The organism is Stenotrophomonas sp. STEN008, from assembly GCF_056760435.1.
Window position 1 is genome coordinate 1 of record NZ_JBRRET010000011.1, and the last position, 16,102, is coordinate 16,102.

21 protein-coding genes and 1 tRNA gene are annotated in these 16,102 nt (G+C 66.2%); 10 read left to right on the forward strand and 12 right to left on the reverse strand.

The genetic code is table 11. The features are described from left to right. The 3 genes from ACVOME_RS07590 to ACVOME_RS07600 form a co-directional block, all read right to left on the reverse strand. On the reverse strand, positions 1–1,599 hold a 1,599-nt coding region (locus tag ACVOME_RS07590; protein ID WP_481504913.1), incomplete at its 3' end, for a PepSY-associated TM helix domain-containing protein. A gap of 10 nt (positions 1,600–1,609) precedes the next feature. Then, positions 1,610–1,873, reverse strand: a complete 264-nt coding sequence (locus ACVOME_RS07595) for a hypothetical protein (protein ID WP_053518684.1) — start codon at positions 1,871–1,873, stop codon at positions 1,610–1,612. Beyond that, on the reverse strand, positions 1,873–2,169 hold the full coding sequence (locus tag ACVOME_RS07600) for a hypothetical protein (RefSeq protein WP_180876053.1): 297 nt from the start codon (positions 2,167–2,169) through the stop codon (positions 1,873–1,875). The genes ACVOME_RS07595 and ACVOME_RS07600 overlap by 1 nt, the downstream gene beginning before the upstream one ends. A gap of 431 nt (positions 2,170–2,600) precedes the next feature. Here ACVOME_RS07600 and thrS point away from each other — a divergent pair, with 431 nt between their 5' ends. From thrS to ACVOME_RS07650, 10 genes are all read left to right on the forward strand, one after another. Continuing rightward, the gene (gene thrS / locus ACVOME_RS07605; protein WP_065175534.1) at positions 2,601–4,502 is read left to right on the forward strand and encodes a threonine--tRNA ligase; all 1,902 of its coding nucleotides are present in this window, start codon (positions 2,601–2,603) and stop codon (positions 4,500–4,502) included. A gap of 48 nt (positions 4,503–4,550) precedes the next feature. Next, on the forward strand, positions 4,551–5,093 hold the full coding sequence (infC, locus tag ACVOME_RS07610; protein WP_080104334.1) for a translation initiation factor IF-3: 543 nt from the start codon (positions 4,551–4,553) through the stop codon (positions 5,091–5,093). A 266-nt stretch (positions 5,094–5,359) separates the two neighbouring features. Continuing rightward, the gene (gene rpmI, locus ACVOME_RS07615) at positions 5,360–5,557 is read left to right on the forward strand and encodes a 50S ribosomal protein L35 (protein WP_005410436.1); all 198 of its coding nucleotides are present in this window, start codon (positions 5,360–5,362) and stop codon (positions 5,555–5,557) included. A gap of 11 nt (positions 5,558–5,568) precedes the next feature. Then, positions 5,569–5,928, forward strand: coding sequence for a 50S ribosomal protein L20 (gene rplT / locus ACVOME_RS07620; RefSeq protein WP_005410435.1), 360 nt, complete (start codon positions 5,569–5,571; stop codon positions 5,926–5,928). Positions 5,929–6,118: 190 nt separating this feature from the next. After that, positions 6,119–7,114, forward strand: coding sequence for a phenylalanine--tRNA ligase subunit alpha (locus ACVOME_RS07625; RefSeq protein ID WP_065181862.1), 996 nt, complete (start codon positions 6,119–6,121; stop codon positions 7,112–7,114). Between the two features lie 85 nt (positions 7,115–7,199). After that, positions 7,200–9,581, forward strand: coding sequence for a phenylalanine--tRNA ligase subunit beta (gene pheT / locus ACVOME_RS07630; RefSeq protein WP_461289168.1), 2,382 nt, complete (start codon positions 7,200–7,202; stop codon positions 9,579–9,581). Positions 9,582–9,608: 27 nt separating this feature from the next. Then, positions 9,609–9,908 carry an integration host factor subunit alpha gene (locus ACVOME_RS07635; protein WP_005410432.1) on the forward strand — a complete coding sequence of 100 codons (300 nt, stop codon included), beginning with the start codon at positions 9,609–9,611 and terminating at the stop codon, positions 9,906–9,908. Further along, positions 9,889–10,245, forward strand: coding sequence for a MerR family transcriptional regulator (locus ACVOME_RS07640; RefSeq protein WP_053518690.1), 357 nt, complete (start codon positions 9,889–9,891; stop codon positions 10,243–10,245). Before ACVOME_RS07635 ends, ACVOME_RS07640 begins: the two co-directional genes overlap by 20 nt. Positions 10,246–10,312: 67 nt before the next feature. Continuing rightward, positions 10,313–10,389 (forward strand) — tRNA-Pro (locus ACVOME_RS07645). An 84-nt stretch (positions 10,390–10,473) separates the two neighbouring features. Further along, the gene (locus tag ACVOME_RS07650) at positions 10,474–10,932 is read left to right on the forward strand and encodes a hypothetical protein (protein WP_481504914.1); all 459 of its coding nucleotides are present in this window, start codon (positions 10,474–10,476) and stop codon (positions 10,930–10,932) included. Here the strand turns inward: ACVOME_RS07650 and ACVOME_RS07655 are convergent. The 9 genes from ACVOME_RS07655 to ACVOME_RS07695 all read right to left on the reverse strand — a co-directional run bounded on the left by ACVOME_RS07655 (position 10,916) and on the right by ACVOME_RS07695 (position 16,080). Then, positions 10,916–12,013, reverse strand: a complete 1,098-nt coding sequence (locus ACVOME_RS07655; RefSeq protein WP_461287794.1) for a tyrosine-type recombinase/integrase — start codon at positions 12,011–12,013, stop codon at positions 10,916–10,918. The two genes, ACVOME_RS07650 and ACVOME_RS07655, sit on opposite strands and share 17 nt — an antisense overlap. Positions 12,014–12,015: 2 nt before the next feature. Then, entirely contained in the window at positions 12,016–12,216 is a 201-nt protein-coding gene (locus ACVOME_RS07660; RefSeq protein WP_481504915.1) for a hypothetical protein, read from the reverse strand. Between the two features lie 55 nt (positions 12,217–12,271). After that, on the reverse strand, positions 12,272–12,931 hold the full coding sequence (locus ACVOME_RS07665; protein ID WP_481504916.1) for a hypothetical protein: 660 nt from the start codon (positions 12,929–12,931) through the stop codon (positions 12,272–12,274). After that, complete coding sequence (locus tag ACVOME_RS07670; RefSeq protein WP_481504917.1) at positions 12,924–13,076, reverse strand: hypothetical protein; 153 nt, start codon at positions 13,074–13,076, stop codon at positions 12,924–12,926. Before ACVOME_RS07670 ends, ACVOME_RS07665 begins: the two co-directional genes overlap by 8 nt. A gap of 541 nt (positions 13,077–13,617) precedes the next feature. After that, entirely contained in the window at positions 13,618–13,872 is a 255-nt protein-coding gene (locus ACVOME_RS07675; RefSeq protein WP_481504918.1) for a hypothetical protein, read from the reverse strand. Further along, positions 13,865–14,776, reverse strand: a complete 912-nt coding sequence (locus ACVOME_RS07680) for a hypothetical protein (RefSeq protein WP_481504919.1) — start codon at positions 14,774–14,776, stop codon at positions 13,865–13,867. Before ACVOME_RS07680 ends, ACVOME_RS07675 begins: the two co-directional genes overlap by 8 nt. Then, entirely contained in the window at positions 14,743–15,387 is a 645-nt protein-coding gene (locus ACVOME_RS07685) for a hypothetical protein (RefSeq protein WP_481504920.1), read from the reverse strand. The genes ACVOME_RS07680 and ACVOME_RS07685 overlap by 34 nt, the downstream gene beginning before the upstream one ends. A 292-nt stretch (positions 15,388–15,679) precedes the next feature. Further along, positions 15,680–15,892 (reverse strand): hypothetical protein, encoded by a 213-nt coding sequence (locus tag ACVOME_RS07690; RefSeq protein ID WP_481504921.1) that lies wholly within the window; start codon positions 15,890–15,892, stop codon positions 15,680–15,682. Then, positions 15,889–16,080: a hypothetical protein gene (locus tag ACVOME_RS07695; RefSeq protein WP_248853851.1), complete on the reverse strand. Its 192-nt coding sequence runs from the start codon at positions 16,078–16,080 to the stop codon at positions 15,889–15,891. Before ACVOME_RS07695 ends, ACVOME_RS07690 begins: the two co-directional genes overlap by 4 nt. Between the last annotated feature and the right edge of the window lie 22 nt (positions 16,081–16,102).

Genomic DNA, 16,102 nt, shown 5'->3' on the forward strand with positions numbered 1-16,102 from the left:
TCGGGCGCCGCGCGCGGCGGGCTGGGCGGGGGGGGGGGGTCCGGCGCCCCCGTGGGGTTTGGGGGCGCGTTTGCGCGCGGGGGGTTGGCGGCCCCGCGCCTGGCGCGCAAAGCCGAAGGCCATCGCCAGGGCGACGGCGTCGATCCAGAACAGCGGCCAGTGCCCGGCAGCGGCGGCACGCCACAGCCAGTCACCGTTCAATGCACCATGCAGGACCGGCACCAGCGCGGTCGCGGCCGCAGCGGCCCACAGCAGTTCCCGGGCAGCCTGTGCGGGCCTGCGCAGGAATGCCCACAGCGCGCACGCGGCCCAGCTGCTGAAACAGGCCCAACGGATGCCCGGGTCGACCGCCGCGGGTGCTGCGCGTTCGAGCACCAGCGCCACCACGAACGCCAACGAGATCGCCACGCACAGGCCGATGCAGACACCGACGGTGGCACGCGCCATGTTGACGGCCGCACGCGACTGCTCGGGCTGGCGTCGCTTGCGTCGCGATTCGATCCACAGCAGGTTGCCGGAATAGAACAGGAAGGCGCCGCCGAGCCCCATCAGGAAGTACAACCAGACCACCACGCCGTTGCCGAACTCACCGAAATGAAGCGCATAGGCGGCGCTCAGCGTAGCGTGATTGGCATCGCGCTGGCCCGGCAGCTGCGTGGCCAGCACGTCGCCGGTGGCCACGTCCAGGGCGACCGCGCCCAGTGGGCCCAGCGTGCCGGTGGATTCGCCGGTGATCTCGATGGTGGCCTTGGCGTCGCCACCATTGGCCAGTTTCAGATAGGCCGGTTCGAAGTTGGCCACGCCCTGTGCGCGGGCCACTTCCAGGGCGCGCGCATGCAGGACCTGCAGGCTGCCCGGCGGTGCCGGAACGCCGCTGGCCTCGCGCACCGGAGCGGTATCCATCGCGGTCGGCACGGCCTGCAGCAGTTTGCCATCGAAGATCAGCGGATTGAGCAGTGCCATCTGTACGAACGCCAGGCAGAGCAGGGCGCCGGTAACGGCGAACATCAGATGGAAGGGCAGACTGAGCACGCCGATCACGTTGTGCGCATCCTGCCACTGCTGCTTGAGGTTGCGGCCCGGGCGCAACGCGAACAGGTCACCCAGCAGTTTCGGCAGGTGGATCACCAGGCCGCTGAGCAGGGCCATGCCGTACAGCAGGCTGACGATGCCCATCACATACACGCCGGCCACCGGCAGGCCCAGGCTGTAATGCAGCTCGTTGACCAGTTCGGCCAGACCGGTCTGCGGCGGCGTCGGGCTGCCGGCGGTGTGTCCCGGCCACGCATAGCGCCAGCTGCCGTCATCGGTCTGCCAGTAGGCCAGCGGCTGCGGATGGTCGGTGCCGGGGAAGGTCATGCCGACATGGCGGCGTGCCTCCGCGTGGGCTGCCAGCACGTCCTCGAGCAGGTGCTGTGCGTCATCCAGGTCCGCGGGCAATGCCGTCGCCGCGCCCGGCGTCTGCCACAACGGCAGGTCATGGTGGAAGAGCGTCAGGGCGCCTGCATAGAAGGCCACGAACAGGCCGAAGCCGGCGACCAGGCCGACCCAGGTGTGCAGGGTGGTGAACGTGCGCAGCGTCTGCGAGGAGAACTTCATGGGGACGGTCTCATTGCACCGCACCGGCCAGGCGCAGCAGGCCGAGCACGGCAAAGCCGGCGCCAGCACTGCCGGCCAGGGCCAGCCAGGCGTGCGCGGCGCGGCGGAAGCTGAACGCCCAGAGGGCGGCCAGCATCCACAGCGGGATGAAGGCGATCAGGGCCGGTACCAGGGCGTGCTGCCATGGGCCGGGCGGCAGCCAGGCCACCAGTCCGGTGGCGGCCGCGGCCAGCAGGAAGCCGGCGAAGATGCCGGCGAGGGCGCGGGCCCACATCAGCGCGGCTCCGTACCTGGGCGGTGCCAGGCGGCGACGGCCGGCAGCAGCATCGCCGCCAGCATCCAGGTGCACAGCATCGCCACCAGCCCGGCGGCGAAGCCCAGTTCGGCCATCCACAGCCACAGTGCGGCCGCAGCGGCAACCAGGCCGATCTGTCGGCCAAGCCGGCCAGCCCGGCGCAGGCGCGGCCAGCGGCAATGCGGCGAGGCGGCATAGAAGGCCGTCGCCGAGAACATCGCAGACAGCACGCCCAGGCTGCAGAAGCCGAGCGTGGAAAGGCCGACAGTGATCATTGCCGGCAGCCTGCGCGGCGCGAGGGCGGCGAACGCGGGACACGGGCGGGGCCGGCGTTCGCCGGTCGGAGCGGGTGGCGCATCACGAGGTCCTGGGGGAAAGCGGGCAGGCTGGCACGGGGCGGGCTGCCTGGATATGGTAATCATTGCGATTTCAGGCTGCCAGCGACGGCCATTCAGGGGCGCGACGGGGAGTGCTTGGGCTTTCCCGCGCACTGGTCTAAAATCGCAGTCATTATCCTGACTGGAACAAGGTGGCCCGCGCCCAGCGCCGGCCGAGCGTGCGACATGAGCACTACCACCGCCCACGGTTGACCTGCCCCCGAAGGCCCTGCGTTCCAGGCGCCCTCGCGGCGCTTTTTTATTGCCCGGGCGCCTGCCCGGAGCCGCTTTCCAGCCCGCAGCGCGGGCCCCCGCACGAAGCCACTGCGATGATCAACATTACCCTTCCAGACGGCAGCCGCCGCGAGTTCGAAAACCCCGTCAGCGTCATGGACGTCGCCCAGTCGATCGGTGCCGGCCTGGCCAAGGCGACCATCGCCGGCTCGGTCGATGGCGTGCTGGTCGATGCCAGCGACGTCATCGATCACGATGCCAGCCTGCGCATCATCACCGCCAAGGACGAGGAGGGCGTGGAGATCATCCGCCACTCCTGCGCTCACCTGGTCGGCCATGCCGTCAAGCAGCTGTACCCGGACGTGAAGATGGTCATCGGCCCGGTCATCGCCGAGGGCTTCTACTACGACATCTACTCCGAGCGCCCGTTCACCCCGGACGACATGGCCGCGATCGAGAAGCGCATGGGTGAACTGATCGCCCAGGACTACGACGTCATCAAGAAGATGACGCCGCGCGCGGAAGTGATCGAGATCTTCAAGGCGCGTGGCGAGGACTACAAGCTGCGCCTGATCGAGGACATGTCCGACGACATCCAGGCCATGGGCATGTACTACCACCAGGAGTATGTGGACATGTGCCGTGGCCCGCACGTGCCGAACACGCGCTTCCTGAAGGCCTTCAAGCTGACCCGCATTTCCGGTGCGTACTGGCGTGGTGACGCGCAGAACGAGCAGCTGCAGCGCATCTACGGCACCGCCTGGGCCGACAAGAAGCAGCTCGATGCCTACATCAAGCGCATCGAGGAAGCCGAAATGCGCGACCACCGCCGCATCGGCAAGCAGCAGGACCTGTTCCACCTGCAGGAAGAGGCGCCGGGCCTGGTGTTCTGGCACCCCAAGGGCTGGGCGTTGTGGCAGGTGGTCGAGCAGTACATGCGCAAGGTCTATCGCAACAGCGGCTATGGCGAAGTGCGCTGCCCCCAGATCCTGGACGTGAGCCTGTGGAAGAAGTCCGGTCACTGGGACAACTATCAGGACAACATGTTCTTCACCGAGTCGGAGAAGCGCACCTACGCGGTCAAGCCGATGAACTGCCCGGGCCACGTCCAGGTGTTCAACCAGGGCCTGCACAGCTACCGCGACCTGCCGATCCGCTACGGTGAGTTCGGTTCCTGCCACCGCAACGAGCCCTCCGGCGCACTGCACGGCATCCTGCGCGTGCGCGGCTTCACCCAGGACGACGGCCATGTGTTCTGCACCGAGGCGCAGATCGAGTCGGAAGTGACCGCCTTCCACCAGCAGGCGCTGGCGGTCTACCGGCACTTCGGCTTCGAGGAGATCCAGATCAAGATCGCGCTGCGGCCGGAATCGCGGCTGGGCGATGACGCCACCTGGGACAAGGCCGAGGGCGCACTGCGCTCGGCGCTGGCCAGCTGCGGCGTGGAGTGGCAGGAACTGCCGGGCGAGGGCGCCTTCTACGGCCCGAAGATCGAGTACCACCTGAAGGACGCCATCGGCCGTACCTGGCAGCTGGGCACGATGCAGGTCGACTTCATGATGCCCGGCCGCCTGGGCGCCGAGTACGTGGACGAGAACAGCCAGAAGAAGCACCCGGTCATGCTGCACCGGGCGATCGTCGGCTCCATGGAGCGTTTCATCGGCATCCTGATCGAGCACCATGCCGGCCAGTTCCCGGCCTGGCTGGCGCCGACCCAGGTGGTGGTGGCCAACATTACCGACGCCCAGGCCGACTACGTCTCGGGCGTGACCAAAACCCTTGCGGAGCAAGGCTTCCGCGTCAGCTCGGATTTGCGTAACGAGAAGATCGGCTATAAAATCCGCGAGCATACGTTGCAGCGCGTGCCCTACCTGCTGGTCATTGGTGACCGCGAGAAGGAAAATGGGGCTGTGGCGGTGCGTACGCGTTCTGGCGAAGACCTGGGCAGCATGAGCCTGCAGGCCTTCATCGAGCGGCTCCAGGCCGAGGGCGCGTAAGCAAAGGTCCGGTCCGGGGGCACAGGCACCCGGACCGGTTCGATACCCTTGGGAGAACGTAATATCAGCACCCCTGACAACAAACAGAACCGCAAGAATCAGGAAATCCGTGTGCCGCGCGTCCGCGTGATCGGCAGTGACGGAGAAATGATCGGCGTGTTGTCGCGCGACGAAGCGCTGTCCATGGCCGAAGATGAAGGCCTGGACCTGGTCGAAATCCAGCCGCAGGCCGATCCGCCGGTCTGCAAGATCATGGACTTCGGCAAGTTCAAGTTCGAAGCGCAGAAGAAGGCCAGCGAGGCCAAGAAGAAGACCAAGCAGGTCGAGATCAAGGAAGTGAAGTTCCGTCCGGTCACGGACGAGGGCGACTACCAGATCAAGCTGCGCAAGATGCGCGGGTTCCTTGAAGAAGGCGACAAGATCAAGGTCAACATCCGTTTCCGTGGCCGTGAAATGAGCCACCAGGAACTGGGCCGCGAAATGGCCAACCGGATCGAAGCCGATCTGGGCGAGGACATCGTCATTGAATCCCGTCCGCGCCTGGAAGGGCGTCAGATGGTGATGATGATCGCGCCGAAGAAGAAGACCTGAGGCCTGACGGGCCGCCTTCCGGGGCGCCTGGCTGAATGGTTCAGGGTAAGGGGACGCCACTGGCGTCCCTTTGCTTTTGCAGGATGCCGGTGAAATGCCGACGCAAGGGGTGCTGGGGCTGGTGGCAGGGCGGTTTTGCCTGTATCATGCCCGGCTCGACCCACCCAGGACGGGTCGTACGCCGATCATGGCAGGACGGAAAGAGCGGCCCAGGCCGCCGCCAGATCAGTCAGAAACCAGGGTCAAATCCCATCAAGGACATTGCAATGCCCAAGATCAAGACCAACCGGGCAGCGGCCAAGCGTTTCCGCAAGACCGCCTCGGGCAAGTACAAGTGCGGCCACGCCAACCGTAGCCACATCCTCACGAAGAAAGCGACCAAGCGTAAGCGTAATCTGCGTCAGACGGGCCATGTCCGTGCAGAAGACGCAGGCCGTCTGGACCGCATGCTCCCTTACCTCTGAGGAACTGAAAAATGGCACGAGTTAAGCGTGGCGTACAGGCGCGTCGCCGCCACAAGAAGATTCTGGATCTCGCCAAGGGCTATTACAACGCCCGCCGCAAGGTCTTCCGCGTTGCCAAGCAGGCGGTCATCAAGGCACAGCAGTACGCCTACATCGGCCGTAAGCAGAAGAAGCGCAACTTCCGTTCGCTGTGGATCACCCGCATCAATGCGGCTGCCCGCATCAATGGTCTGAGCTACAGCCGCTTCATGAACGGCCTGCTGAAGGCCGGCATCACCCTGGACCGCAAGGTCCTGGCTGACATCGCCGTGCACGACGCAGCCGGCTTTGCCGCGCTGGCCGAAAAGGCCAAGGGCGCGCTGGCGGCATAAGTCCTTCCCGATGCCGTTGCCGTTCATCCGGAACGGTGTCAGGTCAAGGCAATGCATGGGGAAGGGCGCAAGTCCTTCCCCATTCTTTTTTGGGTCCCGGCGTGGCCACGGCGACGCGGGGACGGCGGTGGCGACAGGGGTCGGCCCTTCGCCTGCCGCGATGGCAGATCGACTGGAGTTCCGGCCCCCCATGAGCGACATCCAATCCCTCACCACCCAGGCGCTGGCCGAGGTGGCTGCTGCACAGAGCCCCGACGTGCTGGAGCAACTGCGCGTGGCCCTGCTCGGCAAGAGCGGCAGCATCACTGCGCAGCTCAAGCAGCTCGGCGCCCTGCCGGCCGACGAGCGCAAGGCCGCCGGTGAAGCGATCAACCAGGCCCGCGACGCACTGACCCGCGCGCTGGGCGAGCGCAAGGCGCTGCTGGAGGATGCGGCACTGGATGCGCGCCTGGCCGCCGAAGCCATCGACATCACCCTGCCGGGCCGCAATGGCGAACGCGCCGGCCTGCACCCGATCACCCGTACCCTGGAGCGCATCACCGGCATCTTCGGCCGACTGGGCTACGAGTTGTCGGAAGGGCCGGAGATCGAGGACGACTGGCACAACTTCGAGGCGCTGAATTTCCCGCCGCACCACCCGGCGCGCGCCATGCATGACACCTTCTACTTCGGTGACGGCCGCCTGCTGCGTACGCACACCTCCGGTGTGCAGGTGCGCTACATGGGCGACCATGCGCCGCCGCTGCGCATGATCGCCGCCGGCAAGGTGTACCGCAGCGACAGCGACCAGACCCACTCGCCGATGTTCCATCAGGTCGAAGGCCTGCTGGTGGACGAGCACTCGACCTTCGCCGACCTGAAGGGCACGCTTGCCGAATTCGTCCGTGCCTTCTTCGAGCGCGACTTCGAGATGCGCTTCCGTCCCAGCTACTTCCCGTTCGTCGAGCCCGGTGCGGAAGTGGACATCGCCTGGCAGCAGCCCGATGGCAGCACCCGCTGGCTGGAAGTGCTCGGCTGCGGCATGGTCCATCCGAACGTGCTGCGCAGCGTCGGCATCGATCCTGAGCGCTACACCGGTTTCGCCTTCGGCATGGGCGTGGAGCGTTTCGCGATGCTGCGCTACGGCGTCAACGATCTGCGCGCGTTCTTCGAGAACGATGTGCGCTTCCTGAAGCAGTTCGCGTAACGCATTCGGCAACGCCGGGCCCAGCCTGGCGGACTCAAACATTCGACGGCCCAGGCGCCTGCGCCGGGTCCACCAGGGTGACAACATGAAATTCTCCGAAAACTGGCTGCGCAGCCACGTCCCCACCCGCGCGTCGCGCGATGAGCTGAGTGCGGTGCTGACCGCGATCGGCCTGGAAGTGGAAGACGTGACCGCGTTGGGCGAGGGCCTGCAGCACGTGGTGGTGGCGCGCATCGTCGAGGCCGTGCGCCATCCCGAAGCGGACCGCCTGCAGGTCTGCCGGGTCGATGCCGGGCAGGGCGAGCTGCTGCAGATCGTCTGCGGCGCACCGAACGCGCGTCCGGGCCTGGTCGCGCCGCTGGCGATGGTCGGTGCGCAGATCGGCGAACTGAAGATCAAGCCGGCCAAGCTGCGGGGTGTCGAGTCCAACGGCATGCTGTGCTCGGCGAAGGAGCTGGGCCTGGACAACGATGCTTCCGGCCTGCTGGAACTGCCCGCGGATGCCCCGGTCGGCCAGACCCTGGTCGACTACCTGGGCCTGCCCGATGCCAGCATCGAGATCAAGCTGACCCCGAACCGTGCCGACTGTTTCAGCGTGCGCGGCATCGCCTACGACGTGGCGGCCGCCACCCGCAGCCAGGTGCTGGACTTCGCTGCAGCACCGGTCGCCGCCGTCGGCAGCCGCGAGCTGTCGATCCGGCTCGACGCCGGCGCCGAGGCGCCGCGTTACCTGGGGCGCGTCATCGAGGGCCTGAACCCTGCGGCGAAGACCCCGCTGTGGATGGCCGAGCGCCTGCGCCGCAGTGGCGTGCGTCCGGTGTCGCTGCTGGTCGACATCACCCAGTACGTGATGCTGGAACTGGGTCAGCCGATGCATGCCTATGACCTGGGCACCCTGCAGGGCAGCATCGCCGTGCGGCGCGCACGCGCAGGCGAGAACCTGAAGCTGCTCGATGGCCGCGATGCCGTGCTGGACGACAGTTTCCTGGTCGTGACCGATGCTGATCGCGCGGTGGGCCTGGCGGGTCTGATGGGGGGCTTCGATTCCCGTGTGACCGACGCGACCACCAGCGTGTTCCTGGAGGCTGCGCACTTCGCGCCGGCAGCGATCATGGGCCGTGGCCGCAAGCTGGGCCTGCACACCGATGCCGGCCACCGCTTCGAGCGCGGCGTCGATCCGGCGCTGCCGCGCACCGCCATCGAGTACGCCACCCGCCTGGTGCTGGACCTGGCCGGCGGCACCCCGGCACCGGTCACCGAGGCCGTGCGCGAGGCTGACCTGCCCCGGTCGGCCACCATCGCGCTGCGCCGCGCGCGCATTACCCGCGTGCTCGGCATCACCATCGAGGATGCCGAAGTGGAGCGCATCCTGCGCGCGCTGGGCATGGAGGTGGTCGCCACGGCCGACGGCTGGCAGGTCACCGCACCGAGCCGCCGTTTCGATATCGCCATCGAAGAGGACCTGATCGAAGAGCTGGCCCGCATCCATGGCTACGAGCAGATTCCCACCACCCTGCCGGGCGGTGCCGCGCGCGTGGCGATGCCGAGCGAGACCCAGCTCGACACCCTCAGCGTGCGTCGCCAGCTGATCGCGCGCGACCTGCAGGAAACCCTCAATTTCGCCTTCGTCGACGATGCGCTGCTGACCCAGTGGCAGCTGCGCGACGATCTGGTGCCGCTGGCCAATCCACTGTCGGCCGAACTGGCGGTGATGCGCCCGTCGCTGCTGCCGGGCCTGGTGGCCACGCTGGGCCGCAACGCCGCGCGCCAGCTGGGCCGGGTGCGCCTGTTCGAGATCGGCCGCGTGTTCGCCCGCCAGGCCGGGGAGGGCCAGCCGGCGCCGCTGGAAACTCCGCGTGTTGCTGCCGCGGTGTGCGGCGATGCGCAGGCGGTGCAGTGGGGTCTGCCTTCCCGCAAGGTCGATTTCCATGACCTGAAGGGTGATCTGGAGTCCCTGGCTGCTGCCAGTGGTGCCTCGCTGGAGTTCCGCCCGTCGAGCCGTGCGCATGGCCACCCGGCGCGCTCGGCCGAGGTGTTCCGCGACGGCGTTGCGATCGGCTGGATCGGCCAGATCCACCCGCGCCTGGCCAAGGCGATGGACATCGAGGCCGACGTCTACGCCTTCGAGCTGGACCTGGAGCCGCTGTCGGCGCGCCGCCTGCCGCGTGCCGGCGAGCTGTCGCGCTTCCCGGCGGTGCGCCGCGACCTGGCGTTCCTGGTGCCGGAGCAGGTGGCCTGGAGCGATCTGGCCGCCACGGTCCGGCAGGCCGCCGGCCCGCTCCTGCGCGAGCTGAACCTGTTCGACCGCTATGTGGGCCAAGGGGTCGAGCCGGGATTCAAGAGTCTCGCTATGGGCTTGATTTTGCAGGACAAGTCGCGCACTCTGACGGACCGCGACGTGGATGCGGTGGTGGCCGAGGCGGTCACCGCCATCGAGCGTGAACACCACGCCCGGATCCGCGGCTGAGCGGGCAGCACTCGGGGGTAGCAGGCAATGGCATTGACCAAGGCGGAGATGGCGGAAAAGCTGTTCGACGAAGTCGGTCTGAACAAGCGTGAAGCCAAGGAATTCGTCGACGCGTTTTTCGATGTGCTGCGTGAAGCATTGGAACAGGGACGTCAGGTGAAGCTGTCGGGCTTCGGCAATTTCGACCTGCGGCGCAAGAACCAGCGCCCGGGCCGCAATCCGAAGACCGGCGAGGAAATTCCGATTTCCGCCCGTACGGTGGTCACCTTCCGTCCGGGCCAGAAGCTCAAGGAAAGGGTGGAAGCTTATGCTGGATCCGGGCAGTAACCGCGAACTACCGCCGATCCCGGCCAAGCGGTACTTCACCATCGGTGAAGTGAGCGAGCTGTGCGACGTCAAGCCGCACGTGCTGCGCTACTGGGAAACAGAGTTTCCCAGCCTTGAGCCGGCCAAGCGCCGCGGCAACCGCCGCTACTACCAGCGCCATGACGTGCTGATGGTGCGGCAGATCCGCAGCCTGCTGTACGAACAGGGCTACACGATCGGCGGTGCCCGCCTGCGTCTGGAGGGCCCCGATGCCCGCGAGGAATCGGCGCTGAGCAACCAGATCATCAAGCAGGTGCGGATGGAGCTGGAAGAAGTGCTGCAATTGCTTCGCCGGTGACCCAAATCCCGCGTGATCCGCTATACTTCACGCCCCGCCGCACTGGCGGGAACATCGCAGCATCAGTCGGGGCGTAGCGCAGCCTGGTAGCGCATCTGCCTGGGGGGCAGAGGGTCGTCGGTTCGAATCCGGCCGTCCCGACCAATACTGTTGATAGAACAAGGGCTTACACTTTACGGTGTGGGCCCTTTTTCGTTCTACACCCTATTCCCACCCTATGGCCACCCTATGGCATTGCTGTATCGAGGCGTTTCCATGGCGATTGATGATGGTAACAGTGGTCGGATAAAGCCGCATGGCAAGGCGCCGAAAGTCGCAGTTCTTGCTGATGGACGGTTCCTGTGCGACGGCACAATCACCCTCGGCGAGACGTTCGAGAACGCAGCACGTGCGCATCGGCTGGAATCTGGACTGTACGGCGGCAGCGTCGTGTCCTTCACCCGGGACGCTACCGAAGCACACCGGTTCGCTACTTCGAACTTCAGTGAGCCGGGTGTGGTCTACGTCGTAGATGAGGCTTTGCTCGAAAAGCACGGCATTCTGGCCTGGGAAGGCGAGGATGTTGAATGGGCGGACGAGCAGGAAGTTTCGCTATCCGCACCAGATGGAGGGGACATTCCCCCCGCAGTAGTCGTCCGCAAGTATGAAGTCGATTCACAAGGTAGGCACATCAGCGACCTGGCTTGATCGCCAGATCCACCGCAGTCCATGGTGCCTCATGGCCGCCGAGGTAATGCTCCGTCATCGAAGCATTGCCGTGTCCCATCAGGGTTTGGATCTGCTCAGTGGTCCAGCCGGCATCGCGCAGTAGCGCACCGCCCAGGCTGCGGATCTCATGGAAGGTTGGCGGCGCATCGCCACCCACGCCCGCAGCATCGCGCGCCTTTGCGAACGCACGTGACAGCTGCTCGGGCAGCACTTGCGTGTGGTGCGCTCGGTCCCTGGCCCGCTTGTCGCTTGGTCTGGCCTTCTCTGGCAGCCGGTGGATCACGAACGGCGAAACCACGTCATCGCGGCACCTGGCCAGCAGGTCGAGCAGCGGCCCGGCCACGGCAATCTGTAGTCGAACGTTCGTCGAGCCCTCGGTTTTCGACGGCACCACCCACAGGTGGCCGTCGCGCACGTCGGCGAACTTAACCGTCACCACGTCCTCGCGGCGCAGGAGCGTCACCAGCGACAGGTCCATGGCGTTGCGCAGCCAGGGTGCGGCCTGGTCCCATATGGCCCGGTATACGTCGAGGGTCAGGCGCACGCGCTTGCGTTCGTGCTGGAACCGGCGAGTCGCCAGCGCGGGGTTGGTATCTATCCAGCCTTCCTCCACGGCGCAGGCCAGGATCCAGCCCAGCACCAGCCGGAACTGTTGGCGCGCTCGGTCGGATTCGGTCACTTCGCGGATGAAGGTGGCGCAGACCTTCACCGTCACGTCGGCGACTGCCTTCGAACCCAGCCCGGCCTCGATGCGTCGGATCACGCTTTCGTAGACCTCGGCCGTCTTCGGCGCCCACTTCCTGCCGGGCACGTCATCGCGGCGGAACACGACAATCGCATCGGCCACCGTCTCGCCTGGCGTGATGACCCGGGCCACCAGGTCGTCGGTGGGGATCAGCAGCGCGTTGAGCTTCTTGGCCGCGGCGAACGCGCGGGCTTGGTCGGTCCCCATCCACGTCTCTTTCTTCGTGACCGGGTGCCGGTACTTGAACCCGTCCCGGTTGGGATACAGGTTGGCCGGCCATCCCTGGCGGCTCTTGCTTCGTTGCCTCGGTGCCATCGTCAGGCCGCCTCACCCAATACTCGCGCGACAAGATCATCGCCGCCGGCGAGCCATTCGTGTTCGTCGATGAACCAGGTGCCGCCGACCTTGCGGCCGGGCAGCTTGCCCTCGCGCAGCAGTCGCTGCAGCACCTGCATGGACGGTCGGCTGCCTACTTCGAAGTAGCGGGCCAGCCACCGCTCGGGGGTCATCAGTTGCATGCTGGTCTCCTTCAGTTCGTGGTCAGCGCAGAGCGCAGCTGCTCGGTGGCGGTGTTCATGCGAACAGGTCCAGTTGGGCGGGCAGCGCCGCCGGCGGGGGCGGGGCAGCGACGGCCAAGGGCGTGGGCCTTATGCGGATCAGGCACTCTCCCTCGCCACGCATCTGCCACGGTCTGCCGGCGATGGGCACAAGGTCGTGGTAGCTACCACCACCGCCCACGCGATCCTTGATCTTCACCTGGTAGTAGTCCCTACCGCCGAACTGTGTGTGGTATCCGGGATGCGGCCGTACCGAAACGACAGTGAAAACTGGGATCAAACGATGCCAGTCGCTGGCCCGCACTTCTTCGTCGTAGTGCCACGAGCCATCCAGATCGCGGTCCATCGAGATAACCTGGTCGCCCACCTTGAAAGGCTCCAGGCGCTCGACGTCGCCGTGCGCAGACTTGTGGACCGGAGGGAAGAAGTCGCGGATGGGGAAGAAAAGACCGCGGCCGTTCGCCTCAGTGAACTCGGCAATGGGGAAGTAGGCAACGGCGATGCCGCCATCCCGCATCAGGTAGAAGGCTGTACCGCACGAGGTCGGCCCGGCTGCCTCGTGCTTCGCCAGCGACTGGCGCGACCAGCCGCTTTCCAGCAGGTCGAGGACCACACGCTCTGCGAGATCCATTCCGATCTCCCAATGCATCACGCGTCCGCGCTGTGTGTCAGCCATGAGCGCACCTCCGCCAGCACCAGCGCAGCCCCTTGCGCGCGGCGCGGTAGCCCTGCAGCGCCATCCAGAGGGCGCCCAGCACCAGCAGGAACCCAACCAGGGCAAGCAGGTGGACCATTGCAGCGGTGAGCAACTGGTCAGCCATTGCTGAGAACCTTGGGCATAGTTGGTGCCTTGTGTATGCTCGGGAAGGGGAACTGCTGTTTAGGGGTTGATGCGTGACAGGAGAAATGCGCTGGTATGAGGACTGGAGCTTCAAGATCAGAGGACGCGATGTAATCGTTCGAGTTGCCTTGCATCGACCCGGACAGGGCGTCCTTTCTGCGTTCCACGTGGTATACGGACCGAGTCAGACAGGCCTCGACATTCCGGTGAACTCCCGCGAGGACGCTCGTGAGAAAACGGAAGCGCTGCTTTGCGAGTTGATGGGGGTCAACTGGTGTTGAGGTGAGCAGCTGGTCAGCCATGGGCCAGTTCCTCCGCGTGATCCTTGTCTGCGGTGGCGAAGAGCTTTCGGCAGGCAACCGCATTGCATCGATCGGCAGGCAAGATGGACGCCGCGGAGAAAGGCTGGTGCACAACTGGGATGTGGCTGCTGCATGCGGCCGTTCCGTCCGCCCGGAGCGCGTGATATTTCAGGTTCGATCTGCCCTGTTGAACGAGGCCGCAGCGGATGATGGGCCGGCTCATTTGCCAACCGCCTGGGTAAGCGGAGCCAGCAGCTGCACAAGCGTGATCCACGGATGTGCCTCGTGTTGCTGCGCGCCCTTGCAGCCGTCAACGTGCGGGAACGGGTAGCGTGCGTAGCTGGTCAGCTGTGGCCGCTGGCAGATCCGGCAGCGCATGTAGTCGCCATCGAGTTCCCATCGCATCGAGAACGAGCAGAGCTTTCCGCTCGCCTCGGCGATGGCCTCGCTGTGGATGATCTGCGGCTCAGCCATTGCCCACCGCCTGGCTGTCGATCAGCAGCCTCTTCACGTAGTCGCTGATTGCTTTGCGCTTCTTCTGGCTCAGGGATCCAGCGTGGGCGCTGAGTGCCGTGTGGATCGCCTGTTCAAGATGCTCAGCATGTCCCTGGGACCAGCGACCTTGGTCCACGGCCTGCGCGGTCGGGGGGGCGAACTCGACCAGCGTCACGCTGCCTTCTTCGGGGCACTCGTCGCAGGACAGATGCAGCCCATATATGCTGCTCCCGTCGTCCTGCATCAGGTCACCGATCCACGCGGTGCTGTCGAGGTAGGCTTCGCCCTCACCGGTGCTGGGGCCGCCGATGACGAACTCAACGCCTTCCCATACGTCAGCCGGAATTCCGAATTTCTCTGGCACGAGGACGAACCCAGCAGGTACATGCCCCACCGGCTGGCGGGCGGCGAGGGCGGAATCCAGCAGCTGCAGACCGTGCTGGATCTCGTCGCGCATGTTGGCCCACGCCATCGGGGCGGTGTGGGACACCTCGTTGTTCATCTTCAGCAGGCTGCGTAGGTTGGCACCGATCATCGCCAGCGCATCCCCCTGACCACCTGGGGAGGGCTGGGCGGAGAGGTGCTGCGCGATGCGGCCGTGCAGATCCTCCATGGGTGCATGGCTCCCGATGCAAGCGCCGCAGTCCAGGGATTCAAGCTGCGCGCAGACTTCCCGCAGCAGCGCATCTGCCTGGCCCATCTCCCGCTGCACCAGCAGCGCCGGCCCATCCCCGCGCAGCTCGCGCACGCGGTTGGCTACGTCCATCTTGCTCATGCCCGGCTGGCCGAAGAGCGCTTCGGCGATCTGTGCGTCGAGGCGATCATGGGCGCCGTCTGCCATCGTGGTGTTCATGCTTCGATCCTCTTGAATGTGATGGCCCATACCCACGGGTTGCTGTCCCACGACGATTCGCCGTAGACCTGGTTCCACAACTGGTGGAATGCCCATTCCGGGTGGTCACAGGGGCCGGGCAGCCATACGCCGGCCTTGGTCTGCGTGAGCCCTTCCGCGATGGCATCGGCCTTGCTGATCGCCTGCAGCCGCTCTACGCGCACTTCTGTGACTTCCAGCAAAAGGCGGCACGCATCGCGGGGCATGTGGATGCTGGGCCGCCATTTCAGGCCGAACTCTTTGCGTGCCTCATCGCTCGCGCTACCCGGCGGGCTTTCCGCACCGTAGGCGTATCGCGTGGGCCTACCGGTGGCCGGGTCCCAGTGTTCGACCCCTGTTCCTTTCAGGTCCATCCAGGTCTCCCGCACCCACAGGCGGTCGCCGCGCTGGCCGAAGGGGCACCGGAAGCCGGTGGTCATCTCCTGACTGCCCGCGATGCGGAACTCGCCGGCATTGGAGAAGGCGCGCGCCTGGCTGAAACCTGGATTGCAGCCAGGGCGCCAAGGAATGCCCTTGATCGCGCGCCGGGTCTGCGTCTTTGTGCCCGACAGGATCGCGCGCACCATGGCGCCATTGAACAGAATGGGGCGTTCCATCGTCATGCCTGCGGTTCCTTGTTACTGATGGCGCGCGCGCTGTGCGCGGCGAGGTTCTCCCAGCGTTCGGCTTCGCCCACGTAGTACTCGTGGCGCTCCTGCCGGACGGTGCGGTGAACTGCACGTCGTGCAGTGCGCGCTCGGCGGCGGCGCGGTTCGCCGCTGCCATGCGGGCTGGGTCGTGTTCGAAGATGTCGAGCTGGTTACGCACGCAGGACTCCTGGAATGGGTTGCCGGCTGTTGGAACCCGGCCGGCGCGGGTTCCCTGCGCTACAGGGGGCGAGCGCAGGGCAGGGGATCAGTCATGCAGTGCGATGCGGGCTGTACTGCGGGCCGCAGCGACTGCACCTGCTGCACTCTTTCCCTGTCGCAAGACGGCATTGGCGGCGATGCTGGAAGCCATGACGACCTGGTCGGGGAGGAGGCCCCAGCGGCGCCCGGCGCGGGTGACGATGCCGGCGGCCGCTGCCGCGCGCTGAGCCTTGGAGTGTTGGGCGGTGACGGTGCTCATGCGGCGGCGTCCTGGATCGCGGCGCGCAGCTGCTTGGCCGCTGCCTGTAGCTGGTGTGCGTGCTGCTCCGCTTCGTCGGCGGTGAGGTGCAGGCGGGCAGCGCCCATGTCTGCGATGACGCGTTCGCTGACGTGGTCAGCGGTGACTTTCATCTCTGCCGATCGGCAGCCCAAGGAAAGGGTGGCCATGCGTGATCTCCTGCGCCCGGCC

What these genes read in the sequence shown, in the direction of transcription:
- ACVOME_RS07675 (WP_481504918.1), bottom strand. Translation starts at nt 13,872, where the DNA reads ATGGCTGAGCCGCAGATCATCCACAGCGAGGCCATCGCCGAGGCGAGC.
- ACVOME_RS07655 (WP_461287794.1), bottom strand. Translation starts at nt 12,013, where the DNA reads ATGGCACCGAGGCAACGAAGCAAGAGCCGCCAGGGATGGCCGGCCAAC.
- ACVOME_RS07680 (WP_481504919.1), bottom strand. Translation starts at nt 14,776, where the DNA reads ATGGGCCATCACATTCAAGAGGATCGAAGCATGAACACCACGATGGCA.
- rplT (WP_005410435.1), top strand. Translation starts at nt 5,569, where the DNA reads ATGGCACGAGTTAAGCGTGGCGTACAGGCGCGTCGCCGCCACAAGAAG.
- ACVOME_RS07665 (WP_481504916.1), bottom strand. Translation starts at nt 12,931, where the DNA reads ATGGCTGACACACAGCGCGGACGCGTGATGCATTGGGAGATCGGAATG.
- thrS (WP_065175534.1), top strand. Translation starts at nt 2,601, where the DNA reads ATGATCAACATTACCCTTCCAGACGGCAGCCGCCGCGAGTTCGAAAAC.
- ACVOME_RS07650 (WP_481504914.1), top strand. Translation starts at nt 10,474, where the DNA reads ATGGCATTGCTGTATCGAGGCGTTTCCATGGCGATTGATGATGGTAAC.
- ACVOME_RS07595 (WP_053518684.1), bottom strand. Translation starts at nt 1,873, where the DNA reads ATGTGGGCCCGCGCCCTCGCCGGCATCTTCGCCGGCTTCCTGCTGGCC.
- ACVOME_RS07695 (WP_248853851.1), bottom strand. Translation starts at nt 16,080, where the DNA reads ATGGCCACCCTTTCCTTGGGCTGCCGATCGGCAGAGATGAAAGTCACC.
- ACVOME_RS07685 (WP_481504920.1), bottom strand. Translation starts at nt 15,387, where the DNA reads ATGACGATGGAACGCCCCATTCTGTTCAATGGCGCCATGGTGCGCGCG.
- ACVOME_RS07690 (WP_481504921.1), bottom strand. Translation starts at nt 15,892, where the DNA reads ATGAGCACCGTCACCGCCCAACACTCCAAGGCTCAGCGCGCGGCAGCG.
- ACVOME_RS07640 (WP_053518690.1), top strand. Translation starts at nt 9,889, where the DNA reads ATGCTGGATCCGGGCAGTAACCGCGAACTACCGCCGATCCCGGCCAAG.
- ACVOME_RS07625 (WP_065181862.1), top strand. Translation starts at nt 6,119, where the DNA reads ATGAGCGACATCCAATCCCTCACCACCCAGGCGCTGGCCGAGGTGGCT.
- ACVOME_RS07600 (WP_180876053.1), bottom strand. Translation starts at nt 2,169, where the DNA reads ATGATCACTGTCGGCCTTTCCACGCTCGGCTTCTGCAGCCTGGGCGTG.
- rpmI (WP_005410436.1), top strand. Translation starts at nt 5,360, where the DNA reads ATGCCCAAGATCAAGACCAACCGGGCAGCGGCCAAGCGTTTCCGCAAG.
- ACVOME_RS07635 (WP_005410432.1), top strand. Translation starts at nt 9,609, where the DNA reads ATGGCATTGACCAAGGCGGAGATGGCGGAAAAGCTGTTCGACGAAGTC.
- pheT (WP_461289168.1), top strand. Translation starts at nt 7,200, where the DNA reads ATGAAATTCTCCGAAAACTGGCTGCGCAGCCACGTCCCCACCCGCGCG.
- ACVOME_RS07670 (WP_481504917.1), bottom strand. Translation starts at nt 13,076, where the DNA reads ATGGCTGACCAGTTGCTCACCGCTGCAATGGTCCACCTGCTTGCCCTG.
- ACVOME_RS07660 (WP_481504915.1), bottom strand. Translation starts at nt 12,216, where the DNA reads ATGCAACTGATGACCCCCGAGCGGTGGCTGGCCCGCTACTTCGAAGTA.